The sequence below is a fragment of the Flavobacterium anhuiense genome (assembly GCF_001705175.1).
Classification (GTDB): Bacteria; Bacteroidota; Bacteroidia; order Flavobacteriales; family Flavobacteriaceae; genus Flavobacterium; species Flavobacterium anhuiense.
This window is the reverse complement of sequence record NZ_CP016907.1, coordinates 748690-764697: the sequence shown is the minus strand read 5'-3', so window position 1 is coordinate 764697 and position 16008 is coordinate 748690. Positions and strand designations below refer to the sequence as shown.

Sequence of the window (16008 nt, the reverse complement as noted above, 5' to 3'; positions counted from 1 at the left end):
AAAGTGTAAAAACTTAATAATAGAATATGGTTTATCGGTTAATAATAGTATTGTTTTTTTTCAGTGTTGGAGCCTTTGCGCAGGATAATTTTATTAAGCACAAAATTTCACAAGGAGATAATCTTTCTGTTATTGCTAAGAAATACGGAGTAAAAGTAAAAGACATTGCAGATGCAAATCCGAATGCTCCTAAAATATTAAAACTAAATTCAATTCTTTTAATTCCAAATAAAAATAAAGCCACTGCAAAGACAAAAACAAAAAATGTTGAAGTTGCGGCAAATGATACTCCTTCTATTTCTGCTTCCGGCACTCATGAAGTAGCGGCAAAAGAGACACTCTGGGGAATTTCTAAAAAATATAATGTCTCTGTTGATGATTTAAAGAAAGCAAATCCATCTTTGGAAAACGAAGGCTTAAAAATAGGTCAGCAAATAAATATTCCTTCAAATAACGTCGCGTCAAATATTAGTTCATCAAGTGAGGCTCCAGTTAATTCAGAAGTAGTTTCAACAGAGGTAGAGCTTATAAGAGAAGTTAAGCCTAAAGAAACAAAATATGGTATTTCTAAAGAATACGGCATTACAGTCGCAGAATTAGAGCGTCAGAATCCGTCAATTAAAGGAAAAGTACCTGTTGGATATTTATTGAAAATTCGTGTTCCGAAAGAAAAAGCAGATGCAATTCAGGCTGCAAAAACTTCGCAAGAAACTACTGTGCAGGCAGATGTTTCATCTAGTCAAATAGCAGAAACAGCACCAGAAATAAAAAAAGATTCTGCGTTTGTCAGAACAGGAAATAATTCTGAATTAATTGATCAGCTTATAGCGAGCGCAACTGAGAATATAGGTATTAGATATAGATCAGGCGGGACAACAAAAGCAGGTTTTGACTGTTCAGGATTAATGTTTTGCACTTTTGGCAATTTTGATATTAAACTGCCGAGAAGCTCAATAGAACAATCTCGAATAGGAACAAAAGTAGCTTCGGAGGAGGCTCAAAAAGGCGATTTAATTTTCTTTCGAACCAATGGTAGACGCCATATCAATCATGTAGGTATGGTTGTTGAAAATGTTGACGGTGAGATTAAATTTGTACATTCATCTACTCATGGCGGTGTGATGATTTCTTCTACAAAAGAACCATATTATACAAGAGCCTTTTCTCAAGTAAATCGTGTTTTAAATTAAATCTGAAGAAAAGTATTTCTCAGTGTTTCTAATTTAAAAGGTTTGTTCCAGAAATCAGTTACGTACTTGTTTTCTTTGACCTTTCTGATTTCTTCACTATCTAAAGTAGAAGAAAGCACAAAGATTTCGATTTTTTCTTTTACATCTTTTGGGAGCCTGTCAAATTCTTCTAAAAATTCAAAACCATTCATAATAGGCATTTGAATGTCTAAAAGAATAATCAATGGATTTAGATTCTGATTTTTTAGAATCCAGTTCATGCCTTCTTTTCCATTGTTGGCAATATAAACAGGATTGATATCCAGTCCTTTTTTCAATAGCTTTTTTGTGACAAATTGATCAATCAGATTGTCTTCTATAATTATAAATTGAGATTTATACGGCATACGAATTTGGTATTGTTACTATAAATTTACTTCCGACATTATTTTCTGAAAAAACAGAAATATCGCCTTTAATATTTTCAACGGCTTCTTTCACAATATATAAGCCTAATCCAGAACCTTTATTTTTGTTTGTTCCAAAATACATGTCAAAAATTTTAGATTTGTAATCATCATGAATTCCGATTCCATTGTCTGTCACTTCAAGTTTATTTAAACCTTCACTAAAATAGGTTTTTATCGTAATAAACATTTCTGGCTTATTGCAATCTGCATACTTAATAGCATTAGAAAGCAGGTTGTTGATGATAATTTTTAAACGAAGTCCATCACTTTCAATATTATCGACCAAAAGCTCTTGCGTGAATTTAATTTTGTTTGCGTTTTCAATATGCATTAATTGCAGAATGGCTTCATTGCATAGTTCTTTCAAGCTTACAGGCTCCATGATTATTTGTTTTCTTTTGTTCTTGGAGTAATCAATAATATCACTAATAAATTGATCTTGCCTTGCAAGGCTTTGATGCATCATTTGCAAATAATTTCGAACCTGTTGCACATCATCTTCTAATGCTGTTATTTCGATAAGGCCTTTTAATGAAGTAATTGGAGATCTCAAATCGTGTGATGCACTATAAACAAATCGGTCCAATTCTCGATTTACGATTACAAGATTTTCATTTTTTACTTCGGTTTCTTTTTTTGAAACCAATAATCTTTTGACCATTATAGAATAATAAAGACAAACACTGCAGACTATAACCAAAATGAAAAAGATATTTGTAATAATTAGTAAATCCTTTATTTTTCGAGTTCCCTCTCCCAATGTGTTTGAAAAATTACGTTCATTAATCGTTAATCGATCGCTTATCGAACTTATTTTTTTTAAATATTTCTTCTGATCCTCAGTGGTCAAGATATTATGTTTGATTTTGGCGTTGATTTGCTGGCCAATAACAAATAATTCAAAAATTAGCTGATCTCCTTGTCCCCATTCATTTATGGCTTTAGATAAAAAGCTAACATTCTTAAAGTTCTCAAATAGCCATATAATATCGTCTAAATCATTTTCATTATTTCGGCCAGTCAAAAAACCTTTTCTGGCGATTTTATTATCTCCCGCTTTTAAGAGTGTAACTCTTGCAATACCATCTCCTTGAGGTACCTTTAATTCTTCGAGGTACAATTTCCATTGTGCGGGGTTTTTAGTAAATAAATAGGTAATTAAATGTCTAGATGCATCTTTTTGTCCTTTTGAATAATGTGATTCTCCATTTACATATGCTCTATTGGCTGATAAGATTTTGATAGTGAAAAAATTGATGCAGATTAATAATGCACACGAAATGAAAACTACTAAAATAAGAATGAAAACATTTGGGAAGCGAAAATTTTTTAAAGCTTGCAATTTGGACATAATCTAAAATTAGTAGGTTAATAAAAATGCGCCTTTTGCGTGTTTTGTTGAAAGTATGAATAAATAATTACGAGGAAAAATCAATTCATACTCATTAAACACTTGTTAATGTATTTTGCTATCTATAAATGCTGTTTTAATGATTCTCTCAAATATAATAAAATTTATCTTATAATTTTAGTAAAAAAAATAATGTAAAAACAATAAAATTTCTGTTTTGAATAATTTTGTTTAAGATTGATGATTGGCTTTATCTAATAGATTAATTAAAATTTAGCATAAATAATTAATCTTCTAAACGCATAGATAGAAGGTACGACAGGAAAATACGCATTTATTCTTTTTTTGAATTCGGCTGTTAATGCTGCAAATTCATTTTCTCCCAATCTTTCTTGATAAACTGTTAGAGCAGATCCTGAAATGAAGTTAAAAAAGTCGTCTTTTTTATTAGAAATTATAGGGTAAACCTTCTCATAAAGCGCTAAATCTTTACCGTCATTTTCAAACAATATTTTAGCATATTCATCTAAAGTCAATACGGGAGAAGGACGCGTCCAATTTTTGAGGTAAGAAGCAAAAGGTTCTTCTTGAACCAATTGTAAAAGTATTTTGTTCAAAATGTTTTCATTTTGTTGTGGCATTTGGACAGCCAGTTGTCCGCCTGGATTTATGCGGGATATAATTTTTGGAAAAAGTTTGTTATGATTATCAATCCATTGCAATGCAGCGTTTGAGAAAATTAAATCCCATTTGGTTTCATCTTCAATCTGTTCTAAAATTGTTTTTTCTTTAAATTGAAGATTTTCCTGTACTGGAGCTTTTGCCAGCATTTCGGCAGAATTGTCAATGCCAAGAATAAAAGGATTGGTAAGCTTTTGATGTAATTTTTGGGTAAGTTCACCCGTTCCGCATCCAAGATCTATAACTTTTAGATTAGGTTTGTCAATAATATGACTTGTAAGATCATCAAAAGGCTTAGAACGTTCTGCTTTAAATTCGTTGTATTTTTTTGGATCCCAAGTCATGATATTGTTTTTATTTAAAGTTAGGAAAAATTTCATTGAATCTTTTGTACAAATGATAGAATACGCCCAAAAGATTTTTAATAAAGATTTACCTTAAATCTTGTTAAATATGACTTTTTTAAGAATTTATAGAATTTATAATTTGAAGATTAAGATTTCCAAAAAAAGTATATCTTTAGCCAACCTAAACCAATAAAAATGCAAGAAAACGACCAAGAACATTTTAAAAGAGAACTCGGACTCTTAGACGGAACCATGCTTGTGGTTGGCTCTATGATTGGATCTGGGATATTTATTGTAAGCGCCGATATCGCCAGACAAGTAGGTTCGGCAGGATGGCTTACCTTAATCTGGCTTTTGTCAGGATTTATTACTGTTGTCGCAGCAGTTAGTTACGGCGAATTGAGTGCGATGTTTCCAAAAGCAGGAGGGCAATATGTTTATCTGAAAGAAGCTTATAACAAACTGATTGCTTTTTTGTATGGCTGGAGCTTTTTTGCAGTTATTCAAACAGGAACCATTGCGGCTGTAGGAGTAGCCTTTTCTAAATTTGCAGCTTATTTGTATGAGCCGTTAAGTGATGAAAATATTCTGTACGAGCTAGGAGCTTTTAAACTAAACGCAGCTCAACTAGTTTCAATTTTAACCATTATCATTCTGACTTTTATTAATAGTCGCGGAGTAAAAAATGGAAAAATTCTGCAAACCGTTTTAACAATAATAAAAATTTTATCGCTGCTAGGATTAGTTGTTTTTGGATTAACGCTTGCCGCGAAAGCTTCTGTTTGGGATGCAAACTGGGTTGACGGATGGAGCACAAAAACATTTGACAAAGAAAGCGGATCGTGGCTGCCAATTAGTGGAACTGCTTTGATTTCTGGAATTTCGGCGGCAATGGTGGGTTCATTATTTTCTAGTGATGCCTGGAACGGTGTGACTTTTATTGCGGGCGAAATTAAAAATCCAAAACGAAATGTAGGTCTTAGTCTGTTTCTAGGAACCTTTATTGTGACGTCTCTTTATGTTGTAACAAACCTTATGTATTTGGCTGTAGTGCCGTTTGATGAAATTGCAACAGCAAAATTTGACCGTGTCGCAGTTGTGGCCTCAGATTATATTTTTGGAAATATCGGAGCGCTGATTATTGCCATTATGATTATGATCTCAACTTTTGCCTGCAACAACGGATTAATTATGGCTGGCGCCAGAGTATATTATACTATGGCAAAAGACGGTTTATTTTTCAAAAAAGCAGCTGTTTTAAATAGTTCGAGCGTTCCTGCTTGGGCGCTTTGGGCGCAATGTATTTGGGCTTCAGCTTTGTGTCTGACAGGGAAATATGGCGATTTATTGGATTTTGTAATTATCATTGTATTGATTTTTTACATCCTGACCATCTACGGAATTTTTATTCTAAGAAAAAAAATGCCAGATGCAGAAAGACCATATAAAGCATTTGGATATCCATTTTTGCCAATGTTATATATTGTGGTTGCATCGGCGATTTGTATTTCGTTATTAATTACAAAATTTTCAACCTGTGGCTGGGGAGTATTAATTATGCTAACTGGAATTCCAGTGTATTATTTAACAAAACCAGCTGAATAATAATTTTTGTTTCAATTGAAACAAAATAAAAAAGCATCTTGATTTCTCAAGATGCTTTTTTATTTTAAGTCTAATTAGATAAATCATTGGTAATTCTTTCCTCGGTAGGTCTCAGATAAAGAAGATAAGCAATGAGAAGTATTCCGAATAGGATAAATTCGGGTTTTATGAATAGTATCAAAAAGGCAGCGCCTTCTAGAACTGCCCATCGCATGATAGAAGCAGCTTGGTAAACAGGCAATTTGTCTTCAAGTTTTAGTTTCGGGTCAATCTGTTTTAATTGAGCCTTAAATAATATACTGCTCAAAACAAAGGCAAGAACAGGAATAACAAGATATAATATTGAATTCGAATCAATAGCAGGAATGTTTAGTGTTTCTAATGAAATATCTCCTACAATGAAATACGCGATAATTGTTCCTGCACAAATGCCAAGATGGATGATTTGTAAAGTTTTGATTTTTTCATTCATAATTTGGTTTAGATTTGAGGTTGATTATGCAAGTTAATGCTAATTATTTTTAAATAAACAAATTAAGATCTTGATTTTAGTAAATGATATAGTTGCAAACAAAAAAAGACACTAAAATTAGTGTCTTTTAAATGTAAATAATCGTTGTAAACTATTGTTATAATGTAACAGGTTCATCAACAGATTTTATAGTTGAATTAATAATAGACAAAGTAAGCGGATCTTTTTCTCCAGAAAAGAAAGCCTCCAGAATTTCCTGAAATATCGGATTTGCATTTTCTATCAAAGAAAATAAAGTCATGCAAGAACGCAATTTTCGAGCATCTAAGTCTCCAAAAATTCCATCAGCCGATTTCATTTTAAAGGTTAATAATAATTCTGAAATTTCAATTAAATGTTTTCCTAAAATCGGGTGCTCCAAATAATCTGAAGCTTCTTTTAAATCATTAATGGCATAAAGATTTGCAGTATCGCTTTTTCCTAAACCTTTTATTTGCGGAAAAATGAACCACATCCAGTGCGTTTCTTTTTTCCCTTTGCTGATTTCAGAAAGAGCGGTAAGATAAAGTTTGTTCTGTGCGTCTAAGAAACGCGCTAAATCATTGTTCGAATAAGCCATTACGGTATTGTATTTTAAAAAAGGTTGCAAAAATAGTAAAAAAGATAGGTTTTGCCTAATAAAACGTTCATACAGTGCATGTTTTAACTTTTTAAAGAAGGAATATCCTACTTCGTTTTAGATAAAAAATGCTACTTTTTAAGAATTCAATTCTATAAAAATCAAAGATTTCGATTGGTTCTTCTAAAGGTAAGATTGATCCTTGGCAAAACATCACGAGCTGTTTTTGGAACTTGATGCTGCCAATAACTATTAGTTGTTCCTGCCATTAATAAAAAAGAGCCATGATGCAACGGAATCTCAATTGTTGGAATCTCTTTCCTGTATTTATGACGGAGTTTAAACATTCGAGTCTCTCCAAAAGTAACCGAAGCAATAATCGGATTTGGCCCTGTATTATGTTCCTTGTCGCTATGCCATCCTACGCCATCATTTCCATCTCGATATAAATTGAGCAAAACAGTATTAAAATCTAGCTGTGTTTCTTTTTCAACGCGGCCTCTAATTTTTAATAATTCATAAGTCCAATCTGGCCCTTTTGGGTCTGCTCCAACATTATCTTTATCTTCGTACCAGGCAATCATTCTAGGAACAGTATAGGTTTTATCGTAAATTTCCATTTGATGTTCTCTCCATTTGGTCTTGCGAAGAATTCTTTCATAAAAAATATCAGACTCTTCTTTTGAAAAAAAGTCATCGATTAAAATCAGTTCAGAATCTGGGATGTCAAATATTTTTTTTCCTCCCAAACCAGTTGTAAACAATTCGGTGTCGTTAAATAGTGTCATTTTCCAATTATATTTTGTCAATTTCAATCCACACAGGAGCGTGATCGCTGGTTTTTTCCCAGCCTCGCACATGACGGTCAACGCCGCCAGCACTCAATTTTTTTGCTATTTGCGGACTTAATAAAAAGTGATCAATTCGCAAACCCGCATCACGCTGATACGCATTTCTGAAATAATCCCAAAACGTATAAATTTTCTCATTAGGATATAATTTTCGAATGGCATCTGTCCATCCTTGAGAAACAATAGTTGCAAATGCATCACGGACTTCCCTTCTAAAAAGGGCATCATTGACCCATTTTTCAGGTTTATAAACGTCCAGTTCTGTTGGCATTACATTATAATCGCCAACCAATATTACAGGAACTTTTAATTTCAATAAAGTTTCGGCACGATGCGCTAGACGATTAAACCATTTCAATTTGTATTCAAATTTTGGACCTGGATAAGGATTTCCATTTGGAAGATAAAGACACGCAATTACAATTCCGTTAATCAAAGCTTCGATATAACGGCTCTGGACATCTTCCTCATCGCCTGGCAATGCCCTGGTTATTTCTTCAATTTCCATATTCCGCGCAAGAATGGCAACGCCGTTCCATTGTTTTTGTCCGTGCCAGATAGCGTTGTAACCTGCATCATTAATGGCTTTAAGCGGAAATTTATCCTGCGGTGCTTTTAATTCCTGTAAGCATACAATATCAGGAGTGACTTCTTCAAGCCAGCGTAACAAAACATTTAATCTCCCGTTAACTCCGTTTACGTTATAAGTGGCTATTTTCATAGTAGATTTTCAATTAGTTCTAATCTTAAATTTACGGCTTTTCGCAATTTTATTTCATAAAGTGTTGTTAAAGAATACTTTACGAGGATATTTTTCGGCGTAAGCAAAAATCAACTGGTCAATATATTGATTGCTTTTGTAAGGTGTGACGTAACTTTTTACTTCATCAGAATCGTTGATTGCCACATCTCTTGAAATATATCCCATTCCGTAGAAACGGCCATTTTCGATCCAGATACAGCTTCGTTCATCTGCAGATCTTCCTTTGTCGATTATGGCAAAACTCGGTCTGTTATTTAATAAAAAAGCAATTGCATTATCCACTTGCTCGTTATGAAGTACAGGATCTGGCAGTTCTTTTATTTCTGGCGTATAAAAAAACTCGCCTTCTTCTGGTCTCGAATATTTGCAAAAACGGTGGTCAATTTGAAATTGTTCCGCCAAGCTTCTCAATAAATGAATTCCAGTATGTTGATTATTAAATTCATGAATACAAGTTTGAAATTTACTCAGTTTTCCGATTGCTAGATATTTATAACCATTTCGAGCTTCATATTGGTAAATGCCAAATTTGGCTTCAAAACGTTTTAAAGCTCTATTATAAGTTGGCCAAAGTTTTTTGATTTCGGTACATTCCAAAAGAAGCGCCATGAGTTCAGTGGCACAGACTTCAAAAGAAATTCCATGAATATCTCTTAAAAAATGCTGTCTTTGAGGTTTGATATTATTTCCTGTAAAATGTGAAGTAACACGTTTTTTCAGATTAACTGCCTTTCCAACATAAATTACTTTTTTCGCCTGATTATAAAAATAATATACTCCAGGTTTATCAGGCAAACTATTAAAATCTTCTTGTGGTAAATTTGGAGGCAGACGCTGATCGTGTGCCGTTTTCTTAATCATTTTTTCAATTTCTCCAGCATCATCCCATTCTAGTAAAAGTGAAAACAATAAAGCAGTAGCATCTGCATCCCCGCCGGCACGGTGCCGGTTTTCTAAATTGATATTTAAAGAATTACAAAGGTTTCCTAAACTATAAGAGCCTAAACCTGGCTTGATTTTTCTAGCAGCGCGAACGGTACAAAGTTTTTTGGCAGACCATTTAAAACCAGCTTGTTCCAGTTGATGATGCACAAACGAATAATCAAAGTTAACGTTATGCGCAACAAAAACACGATCAGTAAGCATTTCTAAAACCTTCTCTGAAATATCATCAAAGATTGGTGCATTGGCAACCATTTCATTATTAATGCCCGTTAGTCCAAAAATAGAAGGAGGAATGTCCTGTTCAGGATTTACAAGGGTTTCGTAACGATCCAATACATTTTTACCATCATGAATAATGATCGCAATTTCTGTAATGCGGCTGCCACTGGCATTTCCGCCTGTGGTTTCAATATCGACTATAGCATATTCCTGATTCTTCATTTGTATATAACGTAAAATGTTTTATTTCTGTTGTTTAGTTTTTTTCTCGCAAAGTCGCAGAGACGCAAAATTTTTATTTTAAAAAAACTTAAAAAGAAAAACTTTGCGTCTTCGCGTCTTTGCGAGCAATTTTCATCACTAAGAATTAAACTTCATTCGATGTCTCGGCATATTAATTTCGTGTTCTGACGGATAAGGCGCTCGATGCGTCATGCTGACATCTTCTTTAATCTGATTTTGTGTTTTATATTGATCTTTAGCGTCCATGTAACGCGGGTCTGGAATAAAAGGCATTTTTGCCATTTTGATAATCGTAATGGTAGGGAAGTGGTAATCAACCTCAACATTTCCTAACAAAAGATAACAACCTCCGCCTTGAAAAGGATATTTTTCTAAACTATCAGGAAAATGAGCTGTATCAAAGTAAGTGCCTTCGTGATCAATCCAAGTTCCGAAATACATGGCTCCTTTTTTGGTTGGAACGTGTTTTCTGGAAATGAGATAAGCGAGCATTCTAACCTGTTTTTTATGATGTTTCACTAAATCTTTTGCCATAATATCTCCGCGGTGTTTGGTTTGTAAAAGATCAAAAACAGTGCAAGAAACTGGGAAACTCAAAAGTTCAATTTCATCAAAAGCATCTTCAAAAATAGAGCGCTCCAATGTTGGAAGTTTATATTCTTTGACAGGTTCCTGTAAAAGCTTTGGATTTCTGTTCTCGGGTTTAAAATTGTTTAAAAGCAAACTTGCGCTTATCAAAAGCTGATTTTTTGTTTTTCCTGTAAAACGGAAAGCGCCAATGAAAATAAGAACTTTAACACCTTCAATGCCTATTGGAATGCGATTGATGAAATCTTCCAAAGAAAGATATTCGCCATTCTTTTCTCTTTCGTATTCAATTAGATGTGCAATTTTAGATTCTAAATTCTGCAAATGCATAAAACCAAGATAAATATCAGTGCCGTACAAAGTAGTCTGATATTCACTTTTGTTCACACACGGATTATGAACAGTTCCGCCAGACATTCGCGCTTCGTGCACATAAACTTCAGTTCTGTAAAATCCGCCTTGATTGTTGATTACCGCAGTCATAAATTCGACAGGAAAATTCACTTTCAAGTATAAACTCTGATAACTTTCAACTGCATAAGAAGCCGAGTGCGCTTTGCAGAAGGAATATCCCGCAAACGACTCGATCTGACGGTAAATTTCCTGACTTAACGCCAACGGATGTCCTTTTTGAGCACAGCTGGCAAAGAAATTATCTTTTACTTTTTGCAATGCTTCCAAAGACCTTCCTTTTCCCGACATGGCACGACGCAGAATATCTCCGTCTGGAGCGGGAAGTCCGCCGTAATGCTGAGCAATTTTAATCACATCTTCCTGATATACCATTATCCCATACGTTTCGCCAAGATGCTCTTTGAAGACCTCATGAAAATATTCAAACTGATTGGGGTTATTATGACGGAAAATATACTCTTTCATCATTCCCGATTGTGCAACTCCAGGACGGATAATAGACGATGCCGCGACGAGAATTTTATAATTGTCACAATTCAATCGGCGTAATAATCCTCGCATGGCGGGACTTTCAATATAAAAACAGCCAATTGTGTCTCCTTTTGCTAAATACGAATTACAAACGGCTTCGTCTTTAGAAATTGAAGTGTCGCGAATATCGACTTTTATACCACGGTTTTTTTGAATCAGTTTTACACTGTCATCAATATGTCCGATGCCTCGCTGGCTTAGAATATCAAATTTGTCAAAACCAATATCTTCGGCAATATGCATATCAAAAAGCACAATTGGAAAACCTTTTGGAGGCATTTCGAGAGGAGTATAATTGGTAATCGGTTGTTCAGAAATCAGAATTCCACATGCATGCATGCTTCGCTGATTAGGATATTTACGCATCATTTGTCCGTATTCCTGAACCAATTTTACAATTTTATTGGTTGGATGAAGTTCTTCTGGATTTTTTGCCAAAAGATCTAATTCTTCTTTAGGAAGACCAAAAACTTTTCCCACTTCCCTAAAAATAGAACGGTATCTAAACTCGACGTTTGTGCCACAAAAAGCAACATGATCTTTACCATATTTTTTAAATATATACTCTAAAATTACATTGCGTTCCTGCCAGCTCCAATCAATATCAAAATCGGGCGGAGTTTTACGGTTTAGGTTTAGAAAACGTTCAAAATATAAATCCAATTCGATAGGACAGATATCTGTAATTCCGAGACAATAGGCTATAATACTGTTGGCACCGCTTCCACGTCCAATATGCATAAAACCTTGACTATTACTGTACTGAATTATATCCCAAGTAATTAGAAAATAACCGCTGAATTCTAATTCGTCAATTACTTTTAATTCTTTTTCCACGCGAGCTTTTGCTTCAATATTTTCGTTCCCGTAACGTTTTTCAAATCCTTCCCAAGCTAATTCGGTCAGTTTTTCTAAATCTTTTTGACGGTTTTCGGTGTAGAATTTTTTATTCTTTTTAGCTGCAAAATCATATTGAAAATCACAATCGTCAATGATGCGTTGCGTATTCGAGATGATTTCGGGATATTTTTCATAAAAAGGCAGAAGAGATTCTGCGGGCTTCATCAGATCAGAAGCTTTACAGTAATCAGCTTCTGTAAGTTTCGATAAAATAATATTCGTGTCAATAGCCCGAAGCACTTTATGCAGATTGTATTCTTTTTTAGTTCTAAAAGTTACAGGCTGCAAAATCACCATTTTGGAGATTTTATTTTTATGTTTTGATGTCAGAAGACTTGAAACTTCTTCGGGACGGACTCCAATAAATTCATTTTCAAACAGTGTTTCGGGAGCATTTTCTAAAGTATAAATCACAAAAGACGAGTCAAACTTCGGAGCTCGAAAAGGCAGAGTTTCTCCGCTGAAATTATGATTCGTTAAAAAACGGTTCATTTCTGCCAAGCCTTCTGCATTTTTAGCCAGACCAATATATCGGAATTCATGATTGCATCGAAATTCCATTCCCACCAAAGGTTTAATTTCTTTTTCCTGACATGCTTTTATAAAATCATAAATTCCAGTAACAGTATTAATATCTGTTAATGCCATTGCTTTTATACCGCACGAAACAGCTTCGCCAATCAATCCCTTAAGTGGAATCGTGCCGTAACGCAATGAATGATATGAATGGCAATTCAAATACATGATTATTTAATACGTTTTAAAATTTCGTCTTTAGTATTCGGTTTAAAATGGGCTCCAGCACAGCGCATTACGGCGTCATAACCGTAACGGTTTTTCATTTTATCCATAGCGGCATAAAGCGCAAGCATTTCTTGAGTATCTTCAAAAAGGTCAATTTGATACGTTCCGCGTACCAATCCGCTAAAGCGAACGCCAATCAAACGCAGACGCATACGACGCTGATACACTTTTTCAAAAAGTTCTATTACGTTTTTGGTCAAAACATGATCGGCAGAGGTATAAGCAACTCGGCATTGTTTGGTTTCGGTATCAAAATTGGCATAACGTATTTTGACCGTAACGGTTGAAGTTAGCCATTGTTCTGATCGAAGCTGAAAAGCTAGTTTTTCGACCATCCCAAGAAGCACTCTTTTGAGTTTGTCCATGTCAATTGTGTCTTGAGAAAAAGTGTGTTCTGTCGAAATAGATTTTCTTTCGCTGTAAGGTTCTACAGGGGTATGATCAATTCCGTTGGCTTTTTTCCAAAGTTCCAAACCATTTTTACCAATCATTTGTTGTAAAACCTCAGCAGGCATTTCGGCCAAAGTCTGGATTTTACGAACGCCAATTCGCGACAAAAGCTGAAAAGTCACTGCTCCAACCATTGGAATTTTCTGAATCGAAAGCGGATTTAAAAAGTCTTGTACTTGTTGTTCTGGAATTTCAAGATTTCCTGTCGGTTTACCTTCTCCAGTAGCAATTTTCGAAACGGTTTTATTAATAGATAACGAAAAACTAATAGGAAGCCCAGTTTCCTTAATTACCTTTTGTGCCAGTTCATTTGTCCATTTATAACTTCCGTGAAATTTATCCATTCCGGTAATATCCATATAAAATTCATCGATGCTGGCCTTTTCTAAAACAGGTGCTTTTTCCTGAAGAATTTCAGTTACATCATGAGATAATTGTGAATACAATTCCATGTCGCCCTTCATCACTTTTGCAGTTGGACAAAGTTTTAAAGCCATACGAATAGGCATGGCAGAACGAACTCCATGAAGACGCGCTTCATACGAACAAGAGGCTACAACACCACGTTCTCCACCGCCTATAATAAGTGGAATTCCGTTGAGTTCAGAGTTTGTTCGTCTTTCACAGGATACAAAAAAGGTATCCAAATCCATATGTACAATTGCCCGTGCCATTTTTTCCTTTTGTTTTTGTATGAAACAAAATTAGTACAGATTAGAACATTTTTAGTATATTTGCTGTTCCAAATTATAACAAATTAATTATGTCCTTATTTTCAGACAACATCAGAGCATTAAGGGTTAAGCATAAAATATCACAAGAAAAATTAGCTGAAAACCTGAGTATTACAAGAGGAAGATACGTGAAATACGAAGATGGAACTTCGGAAGCACCGTATGACATTTTAAAGAAAATTGCATTGTATTTTCATATGAGTATTGACTTGATATTATCGGTAGATATTCGCAAAATAGATGTGCAAAATTTGATAAAATTAGAAGGTAACCGACTTATTTTGCCGATTCAAGTGGATAGTTTTGGAGAAAATTATATCGAAATTGTATCTCAAAAAGCAAAAGCTGGTTACCTCAACGGATATGCTGATCCAGAATATATTGAAAGTTTACAGCAGATTACGCTTCCTTTTTTAGGTCCTGGAAAACACCGCGGATTTCCAGTTGAAGGCGATTCGATGCCTCCACATGAAGATGGTTCTATTATTATTGGCCGTTATGTAGAAAAGCTGGGAGAGGTGATGGACGGTAAAACCTATATTCTTATTACTAAAAATGAAGGAATAGTATATAAACGTCTCAATAAAAACAAAAAGAATAGTTTGGTTTTAGAATCTGATAATAGTTTTTATCCAAATTATGAAGTGAAAGCTTCTGAAATTTTGGAGATTTGGGAATACGAATGTAACATTGGCCGTTCGGATAAAAAACAAGAAACTACAGAAACTGGAGCAATGAAGGATTTGCTTTTAGAATTGAAAAGAGAAGTTAGGGAAATCAAGAATAATACTTCGAATACATAATTTTTTTTTTCCGCCACGAATTCACGAATTTTTATTTGAAATAATTCGTGAATTCGTGGCTTAAAAACTTTGTGTCTTAGCGCCTTTGGCGAAAAAAACTAAAAAACCTTAGCAAATCCTAATCCGTATTGCTTTCCATTATAAAAAGGCATTATCATAGAAGTCGATTTGTTTTCAGAAGAAGATTTAAACAATTTCTTAGTAATATACGGATTGATCCAATACGAAATTTTGGTGCTCAAAATTCCGATTCCAGCTCCAGCCGCAACATCTGTCAGCCAATGACGATTATTGTAGATTCTGAAAAGTCCAGTTCCGGTTGCAACGGCATAACCCGCGATTCCGTACCAAATGGATTTATCTTTGTATTCTTGCCATAAAAATTCGGCACCCATAAACGCCGTTGCAGTATGTCCAGAAGGGAATGAATTATTCGAACTTCCGTCAGGCCTTTCTTCGTGAACAATAGATTTTAGGCTTAAAACCGTTGTGGCCATAATTACATAAGAGGTCACAAATATCACAGAACGGTCACGCATATTATTTTTACCTTTTACACCAAAAGCATTTAAGGCATAAACCGATGCAGCAGGTGCGTATTGAGAAAAATCATCGATTGTGATTTTCTCGTCAATATCTTCTTTAACTTCATTCCTGATTTGGGAGTTGAAACTCAAAAGCTGATCACTTTCCAAACCAATTACGCCATAACCAATTAAAACTGACGGAATAATTAATTGTTTGTAAGTGAATTTTAAATGATTAGAAGTACTGTCAATTTTTGTGATCGAATCATTTTGTTGTGCATTCACATAAAATAATCCGAACAGGAATACGAGGGAAATCGTTTTGCGGAACATTGTTTTTTGTCGTTATATTTTGCAATAGTAACGAATGGTTGTCTCTGATATTTTGAACTTAATTGAACCTTAAGCGAACTTTAATTTGTTGGTTTTAAATAGGGTAGTTGAATTAAGATTGGCTAAATTTTATTTTATTCAGATTGATCATTTTAAGTAAAAAAGTCCCAGCGGGACGCTTATATTTAT

At 34.4% G+C, this 16008-nt stretch carries 14 protein-coding genes; 3 read left to right on the top strand and 11 right to left on the bottom strand.

What is annotated here, in order from left to right; genetic code table 11:
* Positions 1 to 26 precede the first annotated feature (26 nt).
* Complete coding sequence (locus BB050_RS03145; RefSeq protein WP_066032580.1) at positions 27 to 1190, top strand: C40 family peptidase; 1164 nt, start codon at positions 27 to 29, stop codon at positions 1188 to 1190.
* Here BB050_RS03145 and BB050_RS03140 read toward each other — a convergent pair.
* From BB050_RS03140 to BB050_RS03130, 3 genes are all read right to left on the bottom strand, one after another.
* Entirely contained in the window at positions 1187 to 1576 is a 390-nt protein-coding gene (locus BB050_RS03140; protein ID WP_008466897.1) for a response regulator, read from the bottom strand. The genes BB050_RS03145 and BB050_RS03140 overlap by 4 nt on opposite strands.
* Positions 1566 to 2990: a sensor histidine kinase gene (locus BB050_RS03135; RefSeq protein ID WP_066032579.1), complete on the bottom strand. Its 1425-nt coding sequence runs from the start codon at positions 2988 to 2990 to the stop codon at positions 1566 to 1568. The genes BB050_RS03140 and BB050_RS03135 overlap by 11 nt, the downstream gene beginning before the upstream one ends.
* A 266-nt stretch (positions 2991 to 3256) precedes the next feature.
* The gene (locus BB050_RS03130) at positions 3257 to 4051 is read right to left on the bottom strand and encodes a methyltransferase domain-containing protein (protein ID WP_335583311.1); all 795 of its coding nucleotides are present in this window, start codon (positions 4049 to 4051) and stop codon (positions 3257 to 3259) included.
* A gap of 162 nt (positions 4052 to 4213) precedes the next feature.
* Here BB050_RS03130 and BB050_RS03125 point away from each other — a divergent pair, with 162 nt between their 5' ends.
* Complete coding sequence (locus tag BB050_RS03125; RefSeq protein WP_066032578.1) at positions 4214 to 5623, top strand: APC family permease; 1410 nt, start codon at positions 4214 to 4216, stop codon at positions 5621 to 5623.
* Positions 5624 to 5693: 70 nt separating this feature from the next.
* On the opposite strand, the gene BB050_RS03120 is transcribed toward BB050_RS03125, so the two are convergent.
* The 7 genes from BB050_RS03120 to dinB form a co-directional block, all read right to left on the bottom strand.
* Positions 5694 to 6095, bottom strand: coding sequence for a hypothetical protein (locus tag BB050_RS03120; RefSeq protein ID WP_008466886.1), 402 nt, complete (start codon positions 6093 to 6095; stop codon positions 5694 to 5696).
* Between the two features lie 157 nt (positions 6096 to 6252).
* The gene (locus BB050_RS03115) at positions 6253 to 6714 is read right to left on the bottom strand and encodes a DUF1810 domain-containing protein (protein ID WP_008466885.1); all 462 of its coding nucleotides are present in this window, start codon (positions 6712 to 6714) and stop codon (positions 6253 to 6255) included.
* Between the two features lie 161 nt (positions 6715 to 6875).
* Positions 6876 to 7502: an alpha-ketoglutarate-dependent dioxygenase AlkB family protein gene (locus tag BB050_RS03110; protein WP_008466884.1), complete on the bottom strand. Its 627-nt coding sequence runs from the start codon at positions 7500 to 7502 to the stop codon at positions 6876 to 6878.
* 7 nt (positions 7503 to 7509) lie between these two features.
* Positions 7510 to 8286, bottom strand: coding sequence for an exodeoxyribonuclease III (gene xth / locus BB050_RS03105; protein WP_066032577.1), 777 nt, complete (start codon positions 8284 to 8286; stop codon positions 7510 to 7512).
* Positions 8287 to 8340: 54 nt separating this feature from the next.
* Positions 8341 to 9714: an exonuclease domain-containing protein gene (locus BB050_RS03100; protein ID WP_066032576.1), complete on the bottom strand. Its 1374-nt coding sequence runs from the start codon at positions 9712 to 9714 to the stop codon at positions 8341 to 8343.
* 138 nt (positions 9715 to 9852) lie between these two features.
* Complete coding sequence (locus BB050_RS03095) at positions 9853 to 12912, bottom strand: DNA polymerase III subunit alpha (RefSeq protein WP_066032575.1); 3060 nt, start codon at positions 12910 to 12912, stop codon at positions 9853 to 9855.
* Positions 12913 to 12914: 2 nt separating this feature from the next.
* A complete protein-coding gene (dinB, locus tag BB050_RS03090) occupies positions 12915 to 14096 on the bottom strand; it encodes a DNA polymerase IV (RefSeq protein ID WP_066032574.1) in 1182 nt (393 codons plus the stop codon).
* Positions 14097 to 14185: 89 nt separating this feature from the next.
* Between dinB and BB050_RS03085 the strand changes: the two genes are divergently transcribed.
* On the top strand, positions 14186 to 14959 hold the full coding sequence (locus BB050_RS03085; RefSeq protein ID WP_008466879.1) for an XRE family transcriptional regulator: 774 nt from the start codon (positions 14186 to 14188) through the stop codon (positions 14957 to 14959).
* A 98-nt stretch (positions 14960 to 15057) separates the two neighbouring features.
* On the opposite strand, the gene BB050_RS03080 is transcribed toward BB050_RS03085, so the two are convergent.
* Positions 15058 to 15819, bottom strand: coding sequence for a phosphatase PAP2 family protein (locus BB050_RS03080; RefSeq protein WP_066032573.1), 762 nt, complete (start codon positions 15817 to 15819; stop codon positions 15058 to 15060).
* Positions 15820 to 16008 lie beyond the last annotated feature (189 nt).